Source organism: Streptococcus oralis, from assembly GCF_026782125.1.
GTDB lineage: Bacteria > Bacillota > Bacilli > Lactobacillales > Streptococcaceae > Streptococcus > Streptococcus oralis_CE.
This window is the reverse complement of sequence record NZ_JAKUVY010000007.1, coordinates 12,133-33,032: the sequence shown is the minus strand read 5'-3', so window position 1 is coordinate 33,032 and position 20,900 is coordinate 12,133. Positions and strand designations below refer to the sequence as shown.

The window sequence follows — 20,900 nt, the reverse complement described above, 5'->3', positions numbered from 1 at the left end:
CCTAAAACTCTTCCACACTATCCGGCACATCACTAAACAAAGTCACGTGTCCCATCTTACGATTGTGCTTCGCTTCTATTTTACCATACATATGGAGGTGGGCGCTTGGATTTTCTGTGACATATGTTTCAGCAGCCTCGACGTGCTGACCGAGAACGTTGAGCATGACAGCTGGAGCATGCAGTTTGATAGCTGGCAATGGTGCTCCCAGAACACCTAAAATGTGGGTATCAAACTGGGAGAAATCACAAGCTTCAATCGAATAGTGTCCTGAGTTGTGTGGACGTGGCGCAATTTCATTGACAATGATGTCATCAGCCGTCGCAAACATTTCCACACAGAGCGTTCCAGACAAGTTGAGTTGCTCAGCGATTCTCACGGCCATGGCTTTAGCCTTGTCTGCTAGACTTTCTGAAATGCGAGCAGGCACGATGGTCTTAGACAGGATATTGTTGCGGTGGATATTTTCCTGAACTGGGAAAACCGTCATGTCCTTGCCATTTCCTGATACAATGACAGAAATTTCAAGGTCAAAGTTGACGAATTCTTCCAAGACACAGTCTGCTGAGTCTGCTAGTGCACGGGCTTCTTCCAAGTCTACTTCTGAGCGAACGACTTTTTGTCCGTGTCCATCGTAGCCGCCAGTCGCAGTCTTGAGAACATAATTTTTAGAAAGGTCAATATCTGCCAAGTCTTGGCTAGAAGTCACAACCTTGTAGGGTGCAACTGTCACTTGTGCCTTGTTTGAGAGGAAGTTCTTTTCAAAAATACGATTTTGCGAAATGCGGAGCAGGTCTGTCCCTTGAGGGAGCTGACCATCCTTGATGACAGCATCCAAACCGTCAGCATCGACATTTTCAAACTCATAGGTAAGGACATCGCAACGCTCAGCCAACTGACGAAGGGCGTTCACATCGTTATAGGGAGCCACGATGATTTCCGCTACACGAGAGGCAGGACAATCCGCCGCAGGATCCAGCGCGATAACCTTGTGCCCCATGTAGATAGCAGAAATGGCCATCATCTGACCGAGCTGACCGCCACCGATAATTCCGATTGTTTTAGATGAGCTCATTTGTCGACTCCTCTGCGATTTTTCCTTGTTCTTCTGCGAAATCCGCTAACGCTGTCGCGATAGCCTGATCCTCTACTGAGAGGAGACGAAGGGCAAAGAGGGCCGCATTTGTCGCACCAGCTTCACCGATAGCCATAGTCGCAACAGGCACGCCACCCGGCATCTGAACAATCGAGTAGAGCGAGTCCACTCCACTAAGAGCACGTGATTTGACTGGTACACCAATAACAGGTAGAGTGGTTTTGGCTGCTACCATACCTGGCAAATGGGCTGCACCACCAGCACCTGCGATGATAACCTTGATGCCACGGCTACGAGCTTCTTCGGCATGTTTGAACATGAGGTCTGGTGTGCGGTGGGCAGAGACCACCTTCTTTTCGTAGGCTACACCGAAACGGTCCAGGACTTCGGCGGTTTTTTGCATGGTTGCCCAGTCGGATTTTGAGCCCATGATGATGGAAATAATTGGTTTCATTTCTTCTCCTTTTTTAATAATCGTCTAATGTAGTGCGGACGTAAGCGACCGCCTAAGGCGTTCCATTACTAAAACTGGAGCCTAGGTCTCCAGTTTTCCGCTCCTAGTAGCTTTGCTACTAGGAGTTTCACTACTGCGACGATTATCCTATATTAGCTCGCTTTCGCTCGCCATTGACAAATTTAGTATCTGTTAATCTTTTATGGCCTTACTTCCAATATCTGTTCGGTAAAAGAGGCCTTCTGTATTTTGTTTGTCAAGTTCCTTGTAGATGGTTTCTTGGGCTTCTTTGACGGTATCAGCAGTGGTGACGAGCATATAGACACGTCCACCGTTTGATAGCAGTGCTCTGCTATTTTCCGCAAACTTAGCCCCTGCATAGTAGGTGGTGATATCGCCGTCGGTTTTTGCTGGCAATTCAACACCCTTTTCATATTCTAGCGGGTAACCCTTGGATGCGACAACCACACCTAGTGTCACACCCTTATCCGTCCAAGTAATAGCTGGCTCATTGCTATCGAGGATATCCGTGATATTTTGTGCAAGGTCAGATGTCAAACGAGGCAAGATAATCTGAGTTTCGGGGTCTCCAAAACGAGCATTGAACTCGATAACCTTAGGTCCGTCAGCTGTTAAAATAAGCCCTGCGTAAAGGACACCAAGGTAAGGACGCCCTTCTTGGATCATCCCCTCAAGGACTGGCTTGACAATAGTCTCCACTGCCGTGTCAACCACACTCTGTGGTAAGTGTGGAACTGGCGCATAGGCACCCATCCCACCAGTGTTAGGCCCCTTGTCGCCATCATAGGCACGTTTGTGGTCCTGAGCTGTTGGCATGATGTAGAACTTGTCCCCATTAACAAAGGCAAAGAGAGAAAATTCCTCACCTTCAAGAAACTCCTCGATAACTACACGCGCACCTGAATCCCCGAATTTATTGTCCAAAAGCATCTCGTGAGCGGCTTCGACCGCTTGCTCAACCGTTTCAGCAACGACCACGCCCTTGCCCAGAGCTAGACCGTCCGCCTTGACCACGATAGGCGCCCCTTGCTTTTCGATGTAGGATTTGGCTTCCTCAAAGTCTGAAAATGTGCCATAGGCTGCTGTCGGAACGCCGTATTTGACCATGATTTCCTTGGCAAAGTCCTTAGACCACTCCAGCTCCGCTGCAGCCCTAGTCGGACCAAAAGCCTTGAGACCAGCTTGGTTAAAATCATCTACAATCCCAGCAGCCAGGGCATCATCTGGACCGATGAAGGTCCAAGCAATATCGTTGGCTTTTGCAAAGTCAATCAATTTAGAATGTTCGGAAATAGAGATATTTACCAATTCCAGCCCATCCAGAGTCATCCCGTCATTACCGGGAGCTACAAAGACTTTTTCAACGTCTTTTGATTCAAGCAACTTCTTAGAAATGGCATGTTCACGACCACCCGAACCGACAACTAAAAGCTTCATCTCTCAACCTCTTTTGCGAATTATTTACTAACATTATATCATAAACGTTCGTTTTAATCTTGTTCTATTCCGTTTTTTAAGCAAAAAAAGGAAAGAAACTGTTTTCTTCCCTTTTGCCTTCTTAATGTCTAAAATGTCTCACTCCTGTGAAGATCATGGTCACGGACGGAGTTCTATCATAGTTTCATATATTCAAAAATACTATACATGTATCACGTAATAAATATCCGCTAATCTAAAAGATTTTTATCATAAAAACATACTACATCTTTTTCTAATTTGTCTCTAACTAAACTTTTAATGTGACAATCCAATTTATTAAAGCTGCCTTTAATGGTATGTAAAATATAATATGAACCTTGCAATTTCGCTTGATAGGACATATATATTAGAGTTGACCAAACCTCAGCTACTAATTCATCACATAACTTATGCTCTGTTGCCAACAAAAATAATTCACTAACCAAAATATTTTGATCTTCTTTATTTTTTTCATTTATATATATATCATTTCTGCCTCGCAGCATCTCACAGTAAGCACAGATATATTCAAAAAATGTCTGTGGATCCTCTCTATTAAAATAGTCAGTAACAATCCTTGAAGATAAAATTTTTCTGATAGCTCTTTCAAATTCTGCATCTTCAGCTTCATGAAGCTGTATAATTATAGTTTGCCAAAAAAGTTCTTGATCTATTTCCTCCATGCGATTGATATAATCAATTGCAATAAATATATTTTTACTTACTTGATTTCTCCCGAGCATTTCACTTTTTAAAATAGCTTGTAAAAAATCATCAACTCTTTTAAATCTATTTTCAATATTATCATGAGTTGCCTTTTCTATAATTTTAGATAATTCTTTATCTATCTCCAACTCTAGTATCTCAACAGTGTAGTTTACTAACTCACCTAAACTATATATATCCAATCGTATATCATCTGTAACCTCTCCTTTAATCAACTCTTTAGCAGAGAATCTATCATCTCCCATACCGTATTTTGTTCGATGAATATCATTAGATAAATCCTTGCTCAATCCAAAATCAGAAACAACTACTATTTCCCCAGTTTCTTCTATCAAAATATTTTCTGGTTTTAAATCTCTATGAATTATGTTGTTATTGTGTAAAAATATTATAGCATTACAAATTTGTTGAAAAACTTTTAGAGGGAATAAACCTTTATCTTTTTCTTTAAGTAGATAAGTTTTATAATTATATTCATAATAATGCATTGTATATCTATACGCATCTTTATCGTAATCTATTATTTTTATTACACTTTCATGATCTATTTTATTGATGTTATCAATTTCTGCAATAAATCTCCTTTTAGAATTTTCATCTTTCTTATATAAACGTTTTTCAACTATATCACAGTCACCAGAAAGTTTATAAACTTTACAAAATCCTCCTCGTCCGATTAAAAGATCTGGTACTGTAGGCTCTCTTCTGCTACTAGGTCTAGTAAGTTTATCTCTTAACATACTATTCCCCCATTGTCAGACAATCGAATTTAGGTATGCTTCCGTATTTTCCAACAAGGTACTCCTTCATAATATCCTTATCAAATCTTACCTTATATTCTTCTAAAGAGTACATGTGTGAAGCATTTTCTTCTTTATCAACGAACCAAATCTGATCACGACGTAATAATGATAAATCAAGTAATCGATCTTCATGAGTTGTCACTATCAATTGAATCAAATCATTTTCAAGAGATTTTCTTATAAACTCATAAGTCAAATTAGGATGGAAACTTCTATCAATTTCGTCAATAATAAATACCTTATTTTCTACAGTATTTAAGACCCCGTAAATCTTAATTAAACGTCTTGTGCCATCAGATTCCTCACGAAAAGCAAATTTGGCATTAGTCCCATCGTGTATAAAATATAATCTCTCTATAACTATTTCATAATCATCATTTACTGAGAAAAAGTATATATTTTCTTCGGTTTGAACAAGATTAATAATTTTTTTTGAATCTTTATTTTTATTAACTTCAATTACTCTACTAATAATTGACTCTAATACTCTGTCATCTGGGATTTCGTCAATATCTGCTTTAGTTATCTCCTCACGCTCAATAGCATTGATACCTGTAGAAAAAGAATGTAAAAATCTCGCTAATTTTTCAGTGTCTTCCTGCTTTAAAAAAACTTCTGCACTCCGACTTACTTCTCCTTCTGGTTCAATGATTTCCAAAGTTTGTAGAAACCACTCGTAAGCTTTATATACATCTATAGAATAATCAATCTTCCGTTCAGGAGTATTTATATATTTCAAAAATAGTGAATTAGATTTTTGTGCATCAGATATATATATATCAAATCTTGGAATATCTTTTTCTAATAATCCCCAGTTTTCTATTGAAAAATGATTTTTATCAAACGGTTTAGAATAATCGATATTGAATAGTGCTAAATCATCTCCTCCTTCATTCCTGTACAACCACTCCTCTTTTAAACTTAAATTGAATAAGTTAACTGAAAAACCATATGTATAAATTTTATTATCTGATATAAAATCAAATTCAAATTTTGTATCTTTCAATTTAAAACTATCTTGAGCTTTGAAATAACTATCCTTCAATAAATTTTTCCTTAATTCATTTTTTGACGATAAAATAAATGTTCTTGCAAATGTTAATGCATTTATAAAATTTGATTTCCCAGACGCATTAGCACCATAAATTGCAGAAAAGTTTAATAATGACAGATTTTCACTGATTTGTTTCTTATACTTTCTGTGACTTCTAACCTTACTTGCAATCATTGAAAAATCGGTCAAATTTTTATATGATAAAAAGTTTTCAAATCGGAAATTAATCAGCATATCGCACCTCCAAGTAAATGTGAAATTTTCACCTAATTATATCATCATTCTTAAAACATGTAAAACAATAACAAAAAATTCTTTGCTTTTTTGTGAAGTTTTCACTTGTTTATGACTGTCTTGGTTTTATATTAGTTTTAATCCCATACTAATCTCTTCAAAATTATTAAAAGGTATTAAAAAAACATCTAACCCAGAATTCCCTTTCTAAAGTCAGATACGATAATTCTAACTTTTAAAAATTGATGCTTTTAGATTAGATGTTATTCTTCTTAATGTCTAAAATGTCTCACGCCTGTGAAGACCATGGTCAAGCCGTATTTGTCAGCAGCTTCAATGGATTCTTGGTCACGGACTGAGCCTCCAGGCTGGATGATCGCCTTAATACCTGCTTTAGCGATTTCTTCCACGTTATCTGCAAATGGGAAGAAGGCATCGGAAGCAAGCACAGCGCCGTCAAGACGGTCTTTGGCTTGGTCAATGGCGATACGGACAGAGGCCACACGGTTAGTTTGACCTGGACCAACACCCAGTGTCATGTGGTCGTTGGTTACGATGATTCCGTTTGATTTGACATATTTGATAGCTTTCCAAGCGAACTCAAGGGCAGTCGCTTCTGTCTCAGTTGGTTGGCGTTTGGTCACCACTTGCCAGTCAGCTGGGCTTTCTTTGACCACGTCTTGGTTTTGCACCAGAAGTCCACCTACTACACCTGTGTATTCTGCTTCCACTTCGCTAGCGTCTTGGGCATCAAATGGCAACTCTAGGATACGCAAGTTTTTCTTTTTATTAGTCAAAATAGCTAACGCTTCATCGGTATAGCTTGGTGCGATGATGATCTCGAGGAAAACGCCGTGCATCTTCTCAGCTGTCGCAGCATCCACCTCACGGTTAAGGACAACAATTCCACCAAAGATAGACACTGGGTCAGACTCATAAGCGTAATCCCAAGCAGTTTCGATGTCATCTGCCTGACCAATTCCACATGGATTCATATGTTTCAATGCTACAACTGTCGGACGGTCTTTGAAATCACGGATGATACGGATAGCGGCATCCGCGTCACGAATGTTATTGAAGGACAATTCTTTACCGTTGAGCTGTTTCGCTGATGCAATTGAGTAGTCTGTCGGCAAAGCTTTTTGGTAGAAGTCCGCATCCTGCTGAGGATTTTCCCCATAACGCATGGCTTGTTTGAGGTCATAAGTCAAGGTCAGTTTTTCAGGTTTTGTTTCACCCACTTGAGCTGTGAAATACTCTGCAATCAAGGCGTCATAAGCTGCTGTGTGACGGAAAACCTTAGCTGCTAAACGTTGGCGAGTTTCATAAGTCGTTTCGCCATTAGCTGACAATTCTTCCAAAACCACAGCATAGTCAGAAGGATCTACCACAACTGTTACGCTAGCGTGGTTCTTCGCTGCTGAACGAAGCATAGATGGCCCACCGATATCGATGTTCTCAACCGCATCAGCGTAGGTCACATCTGGTTTGAGAATTGTTTCCTTGAAAGGATAAAGGTTGACCACTACAAGGTCGATGAGCTCAATTTGATTGTCCTTGGCTGCTTCCAAGTGGCTATCCAAGTCACGACGAGCCAAGAGCCCACCATGGATATTTGGATGAAGGGTCTTGACACGGCCGTCCATCATTTCTGGAAAACCAGTCACATCATCAATTGCAATGGTCTCCACCCCAGCATTATCAAGGGTAACCTTTGTCCCACCTGTCGAGATAATATCCCAACCAAGTTTTTTGAGTTCTTGGGCAAATTCAACAATGCCCGCTTTGTCTGAGACGCTGATTAAGGCCTTTTTCGTCATTCTATTCCTCTTTCTTTAGATCCAAGCGCATAGCGACTTCGTTATTTTCTTCTATAAATCCTGTTTCCTGAAAACCCAGACTAGTCAACAGGTACTTCATTTTTTCATTTCCAACTACATAATCTGCGGTAATATGACTGCAAGCTCTATCCATCTGAGCCTCTTTGATTAGAACTTCCAAGGCTTTTCGACCATAACCTCTTCCTTGGTACTGCTGACCAATCATTATCCGCCAGATAAAGTATTCCGCTTCATCCTTGTCTATTTCTAGCAGGAGAAAGCCAACCACTTGCTTATCCCAATAGATTGCCATCGGAAACACATCTTCGTTTTTCCGGTAGAGCCATGCATCAGCTAAAGAGCGAACATTTGGAGCTACGAAACGTGCTCGTTCATCAGCTTCTGATATTTTCAAATCCAGCACTGCCTGAAAACTGCTCTCATCTACCAATTTCAGTTCAATCATTTTTTCTCCTAGCAAGATTGCGCAATCAAAACTTGATTTACTTCTTACCTTCTCTCCACTCCCAAACTATCCAACACCTCTGGATACAACTTGTACTCTGCCTCATGAATACGAGCTTCAAAGCTTTCGATAGTATCATCTGCTAGACGTGGCACACGGACTTGTTTGATGACCTTGCCTGTATCCACACCTGAGTCCACCCAGTGAATGGTCACGCCACTCTCAGTAACACCAGCATTCCAAGCATCCTCAATCCCATGAGCTCCTGGAAATTCTGGCAGGTAGGCTGGATGAATGTTGATGATACGACCTTCATAAGCTGCCAGTAAGGTTGGCCCAACGATTTTCATGTAGCCTGCTAGACAAACCAAGTCAATCTGGTGCTCTTCCAAAAGTTCGACGAGGGCTGCTTCGTAGTCTGCCTTGCTCTCAAACTCCTTGAGTTCAAAAGCGTAGGATTGAACGCCGAGCTTGTCTGCACGCTCGAGCACAAAGGCATCACGATGGTCTGAAAAGACAAACTCCACCGGAAATTCTTCGGCAATCACCTGAAAATTTGAGCCATTACCAGAGGCAAAAACCGCTATTTTTTTCATTTGATGATGACACTTTCGTTTTCTTTCTTGACGATGCGACCAATTTCATAGACTGGTTCATCCAACAATTCCTTGATTCGCTCGATATTTTCAGGGCTAACTGCCAACATGAGCCCTACGCCCATATTGAAGATTTCAAACATTTCTTCGTGCTTGATATGACCGTATTTCTCAAGGGCTTTGAAAATCGGAAGGACTGGAACTTTGTCTTCTTCGATTTCTGCCGCTAGATCATCTGCAAACATACGAGGGACATTTTCAATAAAACCACCACCTGTGATGTGGGCAATCCCATGAACCAAACCTTCCTTGATGAGTGGCAAAACAGCTTTAACGTAGATACGAGTTGGTTCCAAAAGGACATCTTTCAGCTTTTTGCCTTCCAACTCAGGCAAGACTTCTTCGCCTGTGTAATCCGCAAAAACACGACGTACAAGTGAGTAACCATTTGAGTGAATCCCACTTGAAGCAAGTCCGAGAAGAACATCACCTTCTGCTACTTTTGATCCGTCGATGATTTGAGATTTTTCTGCCACACCGACCGCAAATCCAGCCAAGTCATAGTCATCTTCTCCATACATACCAGGCATTTCAGCTGTTTCCCCACCAATGAGGGCAGCACCAGCCTGCACACAACCTTCTGCCACACCAGCGACGACTTGTTCTAGTTTAGCTGGTTCATTCTTCCCTGTCGCCACATAGTCGAGGAAATAGAGAGGCTCCGCACCTGCAGCGATGATATCATTGACACACATGGCTACACAGTCCTGCCCAATCGTGTCATGCTTGTCGTACTTGATAGCCAGCATGAGCTTGGTTCCGACACCATCAGTTCCTGAGATCAAGACAGGCTCTTTGACACCTGTTTTTGAAAGGTCGAACATGCCACCAAAACCACCAAGAGCTCCCATAACACCTGCACGCTCCGTACGAGCCACGTGCTTTTTGATCCGCTCAACAACTTCATAACCTGCTTCAACATCTACACCCGACTGGGCATACGCATTTTTATTTGCCATTTTATTTTTCCTTTTCTTTGAGAAGATTGCGACGTATTTTTAGATAAACAATTATTTTATCTAAAAATACTAGTCAGGGCTCTAGCTTTGGTCCCATAAGGCAAAGCGTCTACTGACAAATGCTTTAGCTTTTAGTCAGTAGCGAGACGTGGAGCATAAGCATTTTTATTTGTCGTCTTCTCTTCCTTTCCTTTCATGGAGAGTCTTTATCCGTCTATTTGTAAAAACTGGTCTTGTCCCCCAAGCTTCTACGATATTCTTCCTCATAGTCGTAGAGAGGAGTTGGGTAGTCCCCGTCAAAGTAAGCGACGCAAAGCCCACCATTTGGCGCATCTGTTTCAATCCCGATGGATTCAATCAAGCCATCAATCGAAAGATAGGTGAGACTATCTGCACCAATGATTTGGCAGGTTTCTTCCACCGTATGATTGGCCGCAATCAACTCCTGACGCGTCTGGATATCAATCCCATAGAAACATGGATAAGCTAGCGCAGGGCTCCCAATAGCAACGTGAACTTCTGTCGCACCAGCTTCCTTCAAGAGTTGGACGATGCGACGAGAAGTGGTACCACGGACAATGGAGTCATCTACCATAACCACACGTTTGCCTTTAACAACACCCGAAACAGCAGATAGCTTCATCCGCACACCTTGCTCTCGCAATTCTTGAGTCGGTTGGATAAAGGTGCGTTGCGTATATTGGTTCTTGATGAGGCCCATTTCATTTGGCAGACCGGATTCTTCCGCAAAGCCCATGGCTGCACTTAGGGAAGAATTGGGCACACCGACTACGATATCCGCCTCATGCTTAAATTCACGCGCTAATTGGGCACCCATACGTTTCCGTGCAGTATGGACATTGATCCCATGGATGTTAGAGTCAGGGCGGGCAAAGTAGATATACTCCATAGAACAAATCGCCAACTGGGTATCATTCGTATAACTATCGTACTGGATACCATTGTCATCCACAATCACAATTTCCCCTGGTTTTACATCACGAATCCACTCAGCACCGATGACTTCAAAGGCACAGGTTTCAGACGAAACCACCACCGCTCCGTTTGCCATTTTTCCGATAGAAAGCGGACGGAAGCCATTAGGATCAAGCGCAGCAATCAACTTGTCCTCAAACAGCAGGATATAAGCAAATCCACCTTTGACAAGGCTGAGCGCCTCCTTGATTTTGCCCATCAAGTTCGGATTGTGACTCCGGCGAATGAGGTGAGCCAAGATTTCCGAGTCCGAAGTTGAACTGAAAATAGCTCCTCTTTGTTCCAATTCTTTCTTGAGCGATTCGGCATTGGTCAAGTTTCCGTTGTGAGCCAATCCAAACTGCATATCATGAAAGCGAAAGAGGAAGGGCTGGATATTATCTACAGAAGCTTCGCCAGCAGTCGCATAGCGAACATGCCCAATCGCGCTCGCTCCAGTCAGTTTATCCAAATTAGCTGGATTTCTGAACACTTCTGATAAAAGTCCCATATCGCGATGGCGCTTCAAGTTCCCCTGGTCATTGGAGAGGATTCCTGCCCCCTCCTGACCACGGTGCTGAAGACTGTGGAGACCAAAATAGGTCAATTTAGCAGCATCTGGATGGCCCCAGATACCAAAAACACCACATTCTTCATTAAGAGATTTTACTTCGTATGTCATTTTTTATACCTAATTTTTATTTATGTATCATTCCTTTAGTAGAGCCGAATGATACGGTAGAAGCTCGTTTCACTCGCAAAACAAACCTTTTGCAATCACCAAGAACTAAATCTACATGACTTTTACATTACGGATACTATCTATTAGAAAATCTGTAAGTCTTATTTCCCAGTAAAGTATTTAACTGCTGATGCAAACAGGTGCTGGTCTTTATTGCCTGGAATGTTTTGGAAAAGACCGTCTTCATAACGTTCTGAGTGGCCCATCTTACCGATGATTTGGCCGTTCTTGCTGGTAATTCCTTCGATAGCATGGACAGAACCATTTGGATTGTACTTAGAATCCATGCTTGGTTTTCCTTCGAAGTCAACATATTGGCTAAAGATTTGACCATTGTCACGAAGCTCAGCGAATTCCTCAGCCGTCACAACAAACTTCCCTTCACCGTGCGACACTGGGATGGCATGGATATCGCCCACTTGCACCCCAGCCAACCATGGCGAGTTGGTATTGGCAATACGGGTTTCCACCATCTTAGCCACGTGCTGGTTGGCATCATTGTAGAAAAGGGTTGGGCTAGTACTGCTAGCATCCTCAAAGTTCCCATATGGAAGAAGGCCTGATTTGACGAGGGCCTGGAATCCATTACAGATACCAATAATCAAACCACCTCGAGCGATAAAGTTATCAATAGCTACACGCACTTTTTCATTAAGCAGGATGTTGACAATAAACTTAGCTGATCCATCCGGCTCGTCCGCAGCTGAGAATCCACCCGCGAAGAAAAGGATGTTAGCCTTGCCAATATTGTCAACCATGGTTTCGACTGACTTGACAATAGCTTCTTCATTCAAGGTCACAAATGGCACCAAGTTAACCTCTGCACCTTCTTTTTCAAATGCCTTGGCTGAGTCATATTCCGAGTTGGTTCCTGGGAAGACTGGGATGTAAACCACAGGTTTTTCAATAGTTTCCTTGGCTTTGATGACTGCGTCAGAAGCGACAGCTGGCACTTCTGCCAGTTCTTTAGCTTGGGCAAATTCAGTTGGGTAAACTTCTTCCAGTTTGCCTTGGAAGGCACTGTCAAGTTTCTGTCCATCTAGCTTCACACCGTTGACAGTCAGTGTAAAGTCTACGCTTGTTTGACCGATTTTCTCTACTCCAGCAATCTCTTCAGGAGATGTGAAGACAAATCCGCCTAATTGAGCTGTCAAGGCTGTTTCAAGTTCAGACAAGGTCACCTCTGCACCAATATGGTTCCCAAAAGTAGCAAGAGCCAAGCTTTCAAGAACACCTCCGTATTTGACAGCTGATGCAGATGTTACTTTGTGGTCAGCTTGGATGGCTTCAAATTGAGCAAAGTTAGACTTAATCAAGTCAAAATCAATCTCTGCGGAGAGGGCTTGACCTGGGATGTAGTAGATCTTTTCACCAGCAGTCTTGAACTCAGGAGAGAGGATCTTACGGCTATCTGCCGTCGTAACCCCAAAGGCAACCAAGGTTGGCGGTACGGTCAATTCTTCAAAGGTACCAGACATAGAGTCCTTACCACCAATAGATGGCAAGCCAAGTTGGATTTGTGCTTCGATAGAGCCTAGAAGAGCAGCTACTGGCTGACCAAAACGCTCAGCTTGTTTATCCATCCGCTCGAAATATTCTTGGTATGAGAAACGAGCCTTGGACCAGTTTGCACCAGCAGCCACCAAACGAGCGGTTGCTTCGATAACTGCATAGGCAGCTCCATGGTATGGAGACCATTCTGCTACATAAGGGTTGAATCCTTGAGCCATGACTGATGCAGTGTGAGTTACACCATGTTGAACTGGCAATTTCTGTACAGAAGCCTCAGTTGGTGTGAGTTGGTAGCGACCACCAAGTGGGTGATTGACCGTTGAACGACCGACTGAGCAGTCAAAGATGGTCTGCAAGCCTTTTTGACTGGCATGGTTCAAATCAGACAGAACCGCAAGGGTATCCGCTTCAAGTGTCTCAGAATTTGTTGTACGTTCTTCTGGAAGCTTGACATCCTTGTCAACTACCTTGGCATCGACGACCACGCGCACACCGTTTGTATCAAGGAAACGGCGTTCCAAGTCGACAATCGTTTCACCATTCCAGTGCATGACTAGATTTGGTTTTTCAGTCACTGTCGCAACCACAACCGCATCAATATTTTCTTTATTACATTCCGCAACGAAGGCATCTACATCCTCAGGACGAACCACAACTGCCATCCGTTCTTGAGATTCAGAAATAGCAATTTCGGTACCGTTCAATCCTTGGTATTTAAGAGGCACTTTGTTGAGGTCGATTTCCAGACCGTCTGCCAATTCACCGATAGCTACACAGACACCACCTGCTCCAAAGTCGTTGGATTTCTTGATGAGACGAGTGACATCGCCATTACGGAAAAGGCGCTGAATCTTGCGTTCTTCGATGGCATTCCCCTTTTGAACCTCAGCTCCAGCAGTCTCCACAGACTCAACTGTTTGAACCTTAGAAGAACCCGTCGCACCACCGACTCCATCACGGCCAGTCTTACCACCGAGCAGGATAATGACATCCCCCGCTTCCGGTTTTTCACGGACAACATTGCCCTTTGGAGCCGCACCGACAACAGCGCCCAACTCCATGCGTTTAGCTACAAAGCCTGGGTGGAAGTACTCACGAACGTAGGTCGTCGCAAGACCAATCTGATTCCCATAAGAAGAATAACCATGAGCAGCGGTTTTAGAAATAACTTGTTGTGGCAATTTACCAGCGCGAGTTTCAGAAATCGGTGCTGTAATATCACCTGCACCTGAAATACGCATGGCTTGGTAAACGTAGGAACGCCCTGACAATGGGTCACGAATGGCTCCACCAATACAAGTTGCCGCTCCACCAAATGGTTCAATTTCCGTTGGGTGGTTGTGGGTTTCGTTTTTGAACATGAGGAGCCAAGGTTCCTTGACACCATCAACGTCCACTTCGATTTCAACCGAGCAGGCATTGATTTCATCTGACACTTCCATATCGTCCAAACGTCCATTAGCACGCTCATATCGACCGAAAATAGTCGCCATATCCATCAAGGTTTGTGGCTTTTCAGACCGACCTAGTTCCTCACGCATGGCAATATACTTATCATAAGTCGCCTGCAATTGCTTTTGGAATTTAGAAGCTGAGAAATCAATCTGTTTCAACTCTGTCTCAAAAGTCGTGTGACGGCAGTGGTCAGACCAATAAGTGTCCAAAACCTTGAGCTCTGTTTCCGTCGGCACGCGCCCAATTGACTTGAAGTAGTCTTGGATAAAGAGCAAATCATCCACTTCCATGGCCATCCCTTGTTCGGCCTTGTAGCGAGCAAAGTCTTCTGCTGTATAGCTTTCAAAGAAGGTCAATTTAGGAATGGTCTTGTCTGACTCAGAAAATTCCTGCTTGGCAATCCCTGTCGTGATGTCCTTGAAACGTGAATCCACTGGATTGAGCAGGTAGTTCTTGACCGCTTCCAACTCAATCGCATCAATATCTTTATTAACCAAGTACAATTGTGCTGTGTTGACCGTCACGTCACTCGAACTTCCCAGCAAAAGTAAAGCTTCCTGTGAGGAAGCTGCACGCTGGTCAAATTGACCAGGCAGGCTTTCGATAGCAAAGAAAGCATAATTGGCAAGATCCGCTTGCACAGCCGCTTCATCCAAGACATGGTCTGTCACCTGCTCAGAGAAGATATGCTTCTCGGCAGGCGCAAACAAGTTCTCTGCCAAGTCAAAGACATCATAAACCTGCACAATGCGAATACTTTTCAAAGTTGACAGTCCCAAGTTGTGCTGGAGCTCCCTTACCAAACTCTCTGACTTGACTTGAAAATCAGCCTTTTTTTCAACAAAAATACGTTTATTCATCAATTCTTATTCCTTTATTTCAGCTCTTGCAATGTTCCCAAATGACCTTGAAGGTGCTATTTTAAACCTTGCAACTTTTCCCAGACAATCTCGTAGATGTCTGTTAATTCTCCGAGACCTCTACGGAGTGAAAAGGTCTGGGGGATCTTTTCGGCCTGAGTCCTTACATCTGAAAGACGAAGGTTTTCCGTTTATAACAGATTATTTCAAACCCTGCAACTTTTCCCAGACAATCTCGTAAACATCCGTCAATTCACCCAAGCCACGGCGGAAAACATCCTTGTCCATGTGGTTGCCATCTGCATCCCACAAACGGCAGTTATCTGGTGAAAACTCGTCTGCCAAGATAATCTTGCCATCCTTGTCAAAACCAAACTCTAGCTTAAAGTCAATCAATTTGAGACCAATCTCAGCAAACCAATCCTTCAAGAGCTCATTGATACGACGGGTTTCTTCTTTCAAGTAAGCAATCTGCTGGTCATCCGCAATTTTTAGGAATTTCACATGCTCATCATTAATAAAGGGATCATCCAAATCGTCATTTTTATAGTAAAATTCGACAATTGGAGTCTCAAATGCAATACCTTCTTCTACGCCAAAACGTTTTGAAAAGGAACCAGCCGTGTAGTTGCGGAGCACAACTTCCAAAGGAATAATCTCAACTTTTTTATTGAGCTGTTCCGTATCCGAAAGCTTCTCCACAAAGTGAGTCGCTACACCAGCCGCATTTAATTTCTCAAAAATAAAAGATGAAATCTGATTATTTAACACTCCCTTACCCGCAATCTGCTCCTTCTTGACACCGTTAAAGGCAGTTGCCTGGTCCTTGTAAGTTGAAATAATGAGATTTTCATCCTCAGTTGTATAGATATCCTTGGCTTTTCCCGAATAGATCAGTTGTTTTGACATTTTAAAGTTCGCCTTTCGTTTTACTTGAGCACATTCTACCACAAAAGCATGAAAAATTCAAGGTTTTTACGAATAAATGACGTTTTCCTATTTTAAGCGTAAAGAAAAACTGCAAGATGAACTCTTCTTACAGTTTTAAAATCATTTATCCTCTGAAAAACACGAATATTACACTTTATTCAAAAATTGATCCCAAAAATAACGGAGGTAACTTTTCTTTCCCGTAATCATCTGCAGGCGGCCTTCTAAACCATAGCGAAGTGTTGTAGCCTGCTCAGAAGTCAGATGGGTCTCCGCCTCAATTTTAAAGAAATTTCCTTGTTCAGTCTTTGTAGCTGTCGCATCAATACTTGTAATCGTAGAATCCAGGAAAATTTGATTCTTGGCATCATTAGTTGTAGTATAACGGACAGAGTCCCCAATCTTGACTCTAGCAACATCTTTTGAACTGAGATAGGCTGTGAGTTTGGTTTTTCCTTCTTTTTCCAAGGATGGATAGAGTTGGGCTAGCAGGGTTCCTTCTGCGGCCATCGTAGATTCACTAGTCTCAGGATTGAGGTGAAGCACCCCATCCTCACTTGCTGTAATCTTCCCCTTGTCGAGGAGACCTCCCTGTACCTTCTTACCCGATTCCGCCTCTAAAATTTTCTGATCTAGAAGAGTTAATTCCTGGCCAACTTTGACTAAGTGCTGAGATTTGAGTGATTCCAGTTGACTATCCAGTCCCGTTGCGTGGGCCTGTTGAGCTCCAGAACCCGCATACTGTACACGATACGTAGCTAGACTAGACTCTAGCTGGGCAATTTGTGCATCCACCTGTGCAATAACTTGCGATTTAGCTTGCGGATCTTCTCCAGCTTGGTTTTTATAGGTCTGATAAAAAGAGTAGGCTGGATTCTGACTATCCAGTTGATCTCCCTTTTCAATCGCTGACTTTGCTGTTTTATAGTCTCGAATTTTATCCTCTGTTTGACTAATAAGATTGCCAATCTCGGCCTGGCTCTGACTTGCGGCTGCATTTTGAGAGGAAATGCTGGCATTTTGTTGAGAAACATTACTTCTTAGACCATTCGCTTGGCTGAGATAATCTCGAAACATCTCCTGGTAACCAAACTTATCTGCCTCTGGAAATTGATCACTCCCCTCTTTCAAACTGGATTGCAAATACCCCAACTGTTTTTTTTGATCCTTTAGCATCTCCAATTGACTGGTATATGCTTCAACCTGGACAGCCTCTGCCCCTTGCTGGTACTGAACGAGTAGGTCCCCTTGCTTGACCAACTTGTTTTCTTCCAGATAGTTGGCCACAATGCGTTGATTGCTAGTCGACTGGATGTTGGCAATGATCCGACTAGGTTCGACGGTAGCTCTAGTAGACAAACTAATCTCTTTCTCAGCAAAGACTGCAAATCCAAACAGAAACACGAGCAGAAGCGACATGGGTAAAATCACGCGACTGGAAAAATTATGGTAACGACGATGGTAAAACTCCGCACTTTCTAAAAATTCTGGTTTCATCTTCTCCTCTTTCTAGCTATTGACCAAATGGGCGTAAAATTCACCTCGGGCAAGCAAGTCCGCATGGTTGCCTTCTTCGACAATCCTGCCCTGATCCAAAACAACAACCTGCTCTGTTCGCTCAGCAATGGTCAAGCGGTGAGCAATGAAAATCAAGGTCTTGTCTAAAGCCATGAGATTATCCACAATCCGCTTCTCTGTCAAGATATCCAGACTGCTGGTCGCCTCGTCCAATATCAGAACAGGTGCACCCGTTAAAAGAGCACGCGCCAAAGCGATTCGTTGTCGTTGCCCCCCAGAAATACCTGCCCCATCCGAAGTCAATTCTGTCTGATAATTCAGCGGCATCCGCTCGATATCCTCCCGAATCTCAGCCAATTCGACTGCTCGTAGGATATCTTCCTGTGTCGTCCCCTCCTTGGCTCCAAGGAGAAGATTCTCCAAAATCGTTCCGTTAAAGACATAGGGCTGTTGAGGTAGATAATTGATGTACTGGCGCAAGGCTTTTTTATCAATCTGATTGAGATTGACACCACCCAGACTAATCTCTCCCTGACTAGGGTCGTAAAAATTAACCATCATCTTGGCCAAGGTGGTCTTACCCGAACCTGAAATCCCCACGAAAGCCATCTTAGACCCTTGCGGAATGGTCAAATTGATATCCGACAAGACGTCACGACCATAGCCATACTTATAGTGAACCTGCTTAAAGGTCATATCTCCCTTCATCATACTCAGATCTTCTACCGTTTTCTTCTCCTCAAACTCCGAAGCTACCAGATAAACCTCATTTAAGCGATTATTGGCAACCTGCGCTGTCTGAAGTTTGGTTTGTAGATTGATGATATTTTCCAAAGGATTGGTAAAGTAAACAAGCAAAGTATTATAGGTAATCAATTGGCCCAAACTCATCTTGCCATCCATGACCAGAACAGCTCCCATCCAGAGAACGGCAACATTGAGCAGGAGCTGAGCAACTTTTTTCAGTGCCTTTTGATGGCTTTCTGCCCGACTGTAGGTAAAGGATTTTTTCAGATAAGTTACAAATTCCTTATCAATCTTTTGATAGCGTGAACTTTCACTGGTCAAAGATTTAATGGTCTCAATACCGTTGATGTCCTCGATGATAGAAGAAGACAGAACCGCGTTAGCTTCCATGGTATCACGATTCATCTTTTCAAAAGGCTTCATAAAGGCAAAGATAATCGCTGTATAAATGGGAAGTGCAAGTAGACTAATGAAAAAGAGCGTCATATTTTGTGAAAACAGGACAAGCGAGATAATCAAAATCGTCGACACATCTAGGAAAATCGACAGAATGGTCGAAGCTAGCGCGTCGATGATACTGTTAGCATCTGTAAAACGAGACACGATTTCCCCTGTCCTGCGTGTCGCGAAAAAGGACATCGGCAGGTGAAAAATATGCTTGATGTAGGACAAAATCACGTCAATCGATAAGCGTTGCCCAAGGATCAGTAGGAGATACTCCTGGGCATAAGACAAAATTTGCTGGAGAATATAGACGATGACCAGCCCAATAGAGATAATACCCAGTGTCGAGCGCATCTGGTCTGGTACGTAACTGTCAATGATGGACTGAAGGTAGTAGGAACCCACAATATTGATTAAGGTTACCAAGAGTGTCGCTAGGACAATATTGGTAATTAAGCCACGCTGTTTGAGTAAAATTGACAAGAAGGATAGGAGCCCTTGTTTTTTCTCCCTGTGGGGTTTATAGTTTGGAGACGGAGCCATAAAGAGACTGACTCCTGTCCATTCTTGAGCAAATCGCTCACGGGAAATCTTGGTCAGCTTGACACCAGGATCTGGATCAGCGATATGGATGTGCTTTTTATCCTGACCTGTCACCACATAATAGTGGAGCAATTTCCCTTCCTTGAGCACATGGGCTACAAAAGGAAAAGTCAAATCAGGCAGATCAAAGAGCGTCATATCTGCCTTGATAGCCCGCGTTTCAAAACCAATTTCCTCTGCCACTTTTACAAGACCCAAAGCCGTCGTCCCATCCATGGTCGTCTTAGCTAATTCTCGTAGATGAGCTAAGGAGTAATAACTACCATAGTAGCCAAATACCATGGCCAAGGAAGCCACGCCACAATCCATCTGATCCACTTGGGGACGATAGTGCCTTTTCCCAAATTTCATATCCATCTCCTTTTTCTAATAATCTCTTAAAAACTTTGTAAGACTATTTTAACCAAACAAGGATAAAAACAGGAAAATATTCCTAAATAAACTATTTTTACGCCTAAAACGCACTTTCAAAAGCATAAACTATCATTTAAATGTAAAAAGCAGAACAAAAGTTCTGCCTGCTTAAAGTAACCGTTAAAAAATGAATGCCTAGAAATAAACTATTCTGAAATGATATTTCTATAAAGTAAGATAAATGTCATCAAGAATGATGAAATCGTAGGTATATCAAAATATTCAAACCACGTAGGTAGATTTATTTTGTTTATATTAGCCACCTCTCGCTGCTGACTGATAACCATTATAGGCACCCCAAGCTAGGAGTCCGAGAGAAACAATTCCTCCACCAACGAAAAGTAGCACTCCTCCGCCATCTACTTCTTGTAGTTCAAGATCGCTTAAAGTTGGATAGTTTTGTTCCAACGTTTGTAAATTTAACATATTTCCTCCTTCATTTTACTAATAAAAATTAATGTTCTTTCAACATACCCACAATAATCATTAATACACTCAAGAAAAACGCAGATAGCAGTCCTTTAGTAGTACTATTAAAAAAAGGTCTGTCAAAAACAAAATAATTATATGCAGATAATCCTAAACCAATAGCAGTTACTACTATCGTAATAACGAATAGTATAATCCAAAATGTTTTTTTGCTCATATTTATCAAAAATTATGGATGAGTAATATAATAGAATGTTTTGCCAGCAGCTTCACCAACTTGGTAAATTCCCCAACCAATTGCGATACCTACAGAGACCATCTCCCAAGCAATCCCCCCATTCACATCCGTCAACTCTTCTTCTGTAAGAGCTGCAAAGTTCTGTTCCATTTTGTCAAAGTTTGTCATCTTTCTTCTCCTCTATATTTTTCTATATATCTAATCTTTAACCTCTAAGCCACTTAAATAGCCAGATTGGGTAAATTACTGAAATCATTTTCTTATCTCCTTCCCTTTTTCCTTACCT

Annotated in this window: 17 protein-coding genes and 1 pseudogene; all 18 read right to left on the bottom strand. The window is 42.3% G+C overall.

What is annotated here, in order from left to right; genetic code table 11:
• Position 1: 1 nt before the first annotated feature.
• On the bottom strand, positions 2-1,075 hold the full coding sequence (purK, locus tag MK385_RS08030; protein ID WP_268725773.1) for a 5-(carboxyamino)imidazole ribonucleotide synthase: 1,074 nt from the start codon (positions 1,073-1,075) through the stop codon (positions 2-4).
• Positions 1,062-1,550, bottom strand: coding sequence for a 5-(carboxyamino)imidazole ribonucleotide mutase (gene purE, locus MK385_RS08025; RefSeq protein ID WP_000802563.1), 489 nt, complete (start codon positions 1,548-1,550; stop codon positions 1,062-1,064). Before purE ends, purK begins: the two co-directional genes overlap by 14 nt.
• A 192-nt stretch (positions 1,551-1,742) precedes the next feature.
• Positions 1,743-3,008, bottom strand: a complete 1,266-nt coding sequence (purD, locus tag MK385_RS08020) for a phosphoribosylamine--glycine ligase (protein ID WP_268725772.1) — start codon at positions 3,006-3,008, stop codon at positions 1,743-1,745.
• A 230-nt stretch (positions 3,009-3,238) separates the two neighbouring features.
• Positions 3,239-4,495: a protein kinase domain-containing protein gene (locus tag MK385_RS08015; RefSeq protein ID WP_268725771.1), complete on the bottom strand. Its 1,257-nt coding sequence runs from the start codon at positions 4,493-4,495 to the stop codon at positions 3,239-3,241.
• Position 4,496: 1 nt separating this feature from the next.
• Positions 4,497-5,846, bottom strand: coding sequence for an AAA family ATPase (locus MK385_RS08010; protein ID WP_084881608.1), 1,350 nt, complete (start codon positions 5,844-5,846; stop codon positions 4,497-4,499).
• A 272-nt stretch (positions 5,847-6,118) separates the two neighbouring features.
• Complete coding sequence (purH, locus tag MK385_RS08005) at positions 6,119-7,666, bottom strand: bifunctional phosphoribosylaminoimidazolecarboxamide formyltransferase/IMP cyclohydrolase (RefSeq protein ID WP_268725770.1); 1,548 nt, start codon at positions 7,664-7,666, stop codon at positions 6,119-6,121.
• Between the two features lies 1 nt (position 7,667).
• Positions 7,668-8,132, bottom strand: a complete 465-nt coding sequence (locus MK385_RS08000) for a GNAT family N-acetyltransferase (protein WP_061853010.1) — start codon at positions 8,130-8,132, stop codon at positions 7,668-7,670.
• Between the two features lie 44 nt (positions 8,133-8,176).
• Positions 8,177-8,728 (bottom strand): phosphoribosylglycinamide formyltransferase, encoded by a 552-nt coding sequence (purN, locus tag MK385_RS07995; protein ID WP_268725769.1) that lies wholly within the window; start codon positions 8,726-8,728, stop codon positions 8,177-8,179.
• Positions 8,725-9,747 (bottom strand): phosphoribosylformylglycinamidine cyclo-ligase, encoded by a 1,023-nt coding sequence (gene purM / locus MK385_RS07990; protein ID WP_268725768.1) that lies wholly within the window; start codon positions 9,745-9,747, stop codon positions 8,725-8,727. Before purM ends, purN begins: the two co-directional genes overlap by 4 nt.
• Before the next feature lie 214 nt (positions 9,748-9,961).
• Positions 9,962-11,404 carry an amidophosphoribosyltransferase gene (gene purF / locus MK385_RS07985; protein ID WP_268725767.1) on the bottom strand — a complete coding sequence of 481 codons (1,443 nt, stop codon included), beginning with the start codon at positions 11,402-11,404 and terminating at the stop codon, positions 9,962-9,964.
• Between the two features lie 161 nt (positions 11,405-11,565).
• Entirely contained in the window at positions 11,566-15,291 is a 3,726-nt protein-coding gene (locus MK385_RS07980; protein WP_268725766.1) for a phosphoribosylformylglycinamidine synthase, read from the bottom strand.
• A 56-nt stretch (positions 15,292-15,347) separates the two neighbouring features.
• A pseudogene (locus tag MK385_RS09810) lies at positions 15,348-15,416 on the bottom strand (phosphoribosylaminoimidazolesuccinocarboxamide synthase); the annotation flags it as partial.
• A gap of 76 nt (positions 15,417-15,492) precedes the next feature.
• On the bottom strand, positions 15,493-16,200 hold the full coding sequence (gene purC / locus MK385_RS07975) for a phosphoribosylaminoimidazolesuccinocarboxamide synthase (RefSeq protein WP_000043288.1): 708 nt from the start codon (positions 16,198-16,200) through the stop codon (positions 15,493-15,495).
• A gap of 168 nt (positions 16,201-16,368) precedes the next feature.
• A complete protein-coding gene (gene comB, locus MK385_RS07970; RefSeq protein WP_268725765.1) occupies positions 16,369-17,718 on the bottom strand; it encodes a competence pheromone export protein ComB in 1,350 nt (449 codons plus the stop codon).
• 12 nt (positions 17,719-17,730) lie between these two features.
• Positions 17,731-19,884: a peptide cleavage/export ABC transporter ComA gene (comA, locus tag MK385_RS07965; RefSeq protein ID WP_268725764.1), complete on the bottom strand. Its 2,154-nt coding sequence runs from the start codon at positions 19,882-19,884 to the stop codon at positions 17,731-17,733.
• Positions 19,885-20,202: 318 nt separating this feature from the next.
• Positions 20,203-20,373, bottom strand: coding sequence for a H354_08695 family bacteriocin-like peptide (locus MK385_RS07960; protein WP_000933509.1), 171 nt, complete (start codon positions 20,371-20,373; stop codon positions 20,203-20,205).
• Between the two features lie 28 nt (positions 20,374-20,401).
• Positions 20,402-20,593: a hypothetical protein gene (locus MK385_RS07955; RefSeq protein ID WP_013670143.1), complete on the bottom strand. Its 192-nt coding sequence runs from the start codon at positions 20,591-20,593 to the stop codon at positions 20,402-20,404.
• 12 nt (positions 20,594-20,605) lie between these two features.
• On the bottom strand, positions 20,606-20,782 hold the full coding sequence (locus tag MK385_RS07950; RefSeq protein ID WP_000180811.1) for a hypothetical protein: 177 nt from the start codon (positions 20,780-20,782) through the stop codon (positions 20,606-20,608).
• Between the last annotated feature and the right edge of the window lie 118 nt (positions 20,783-20,900).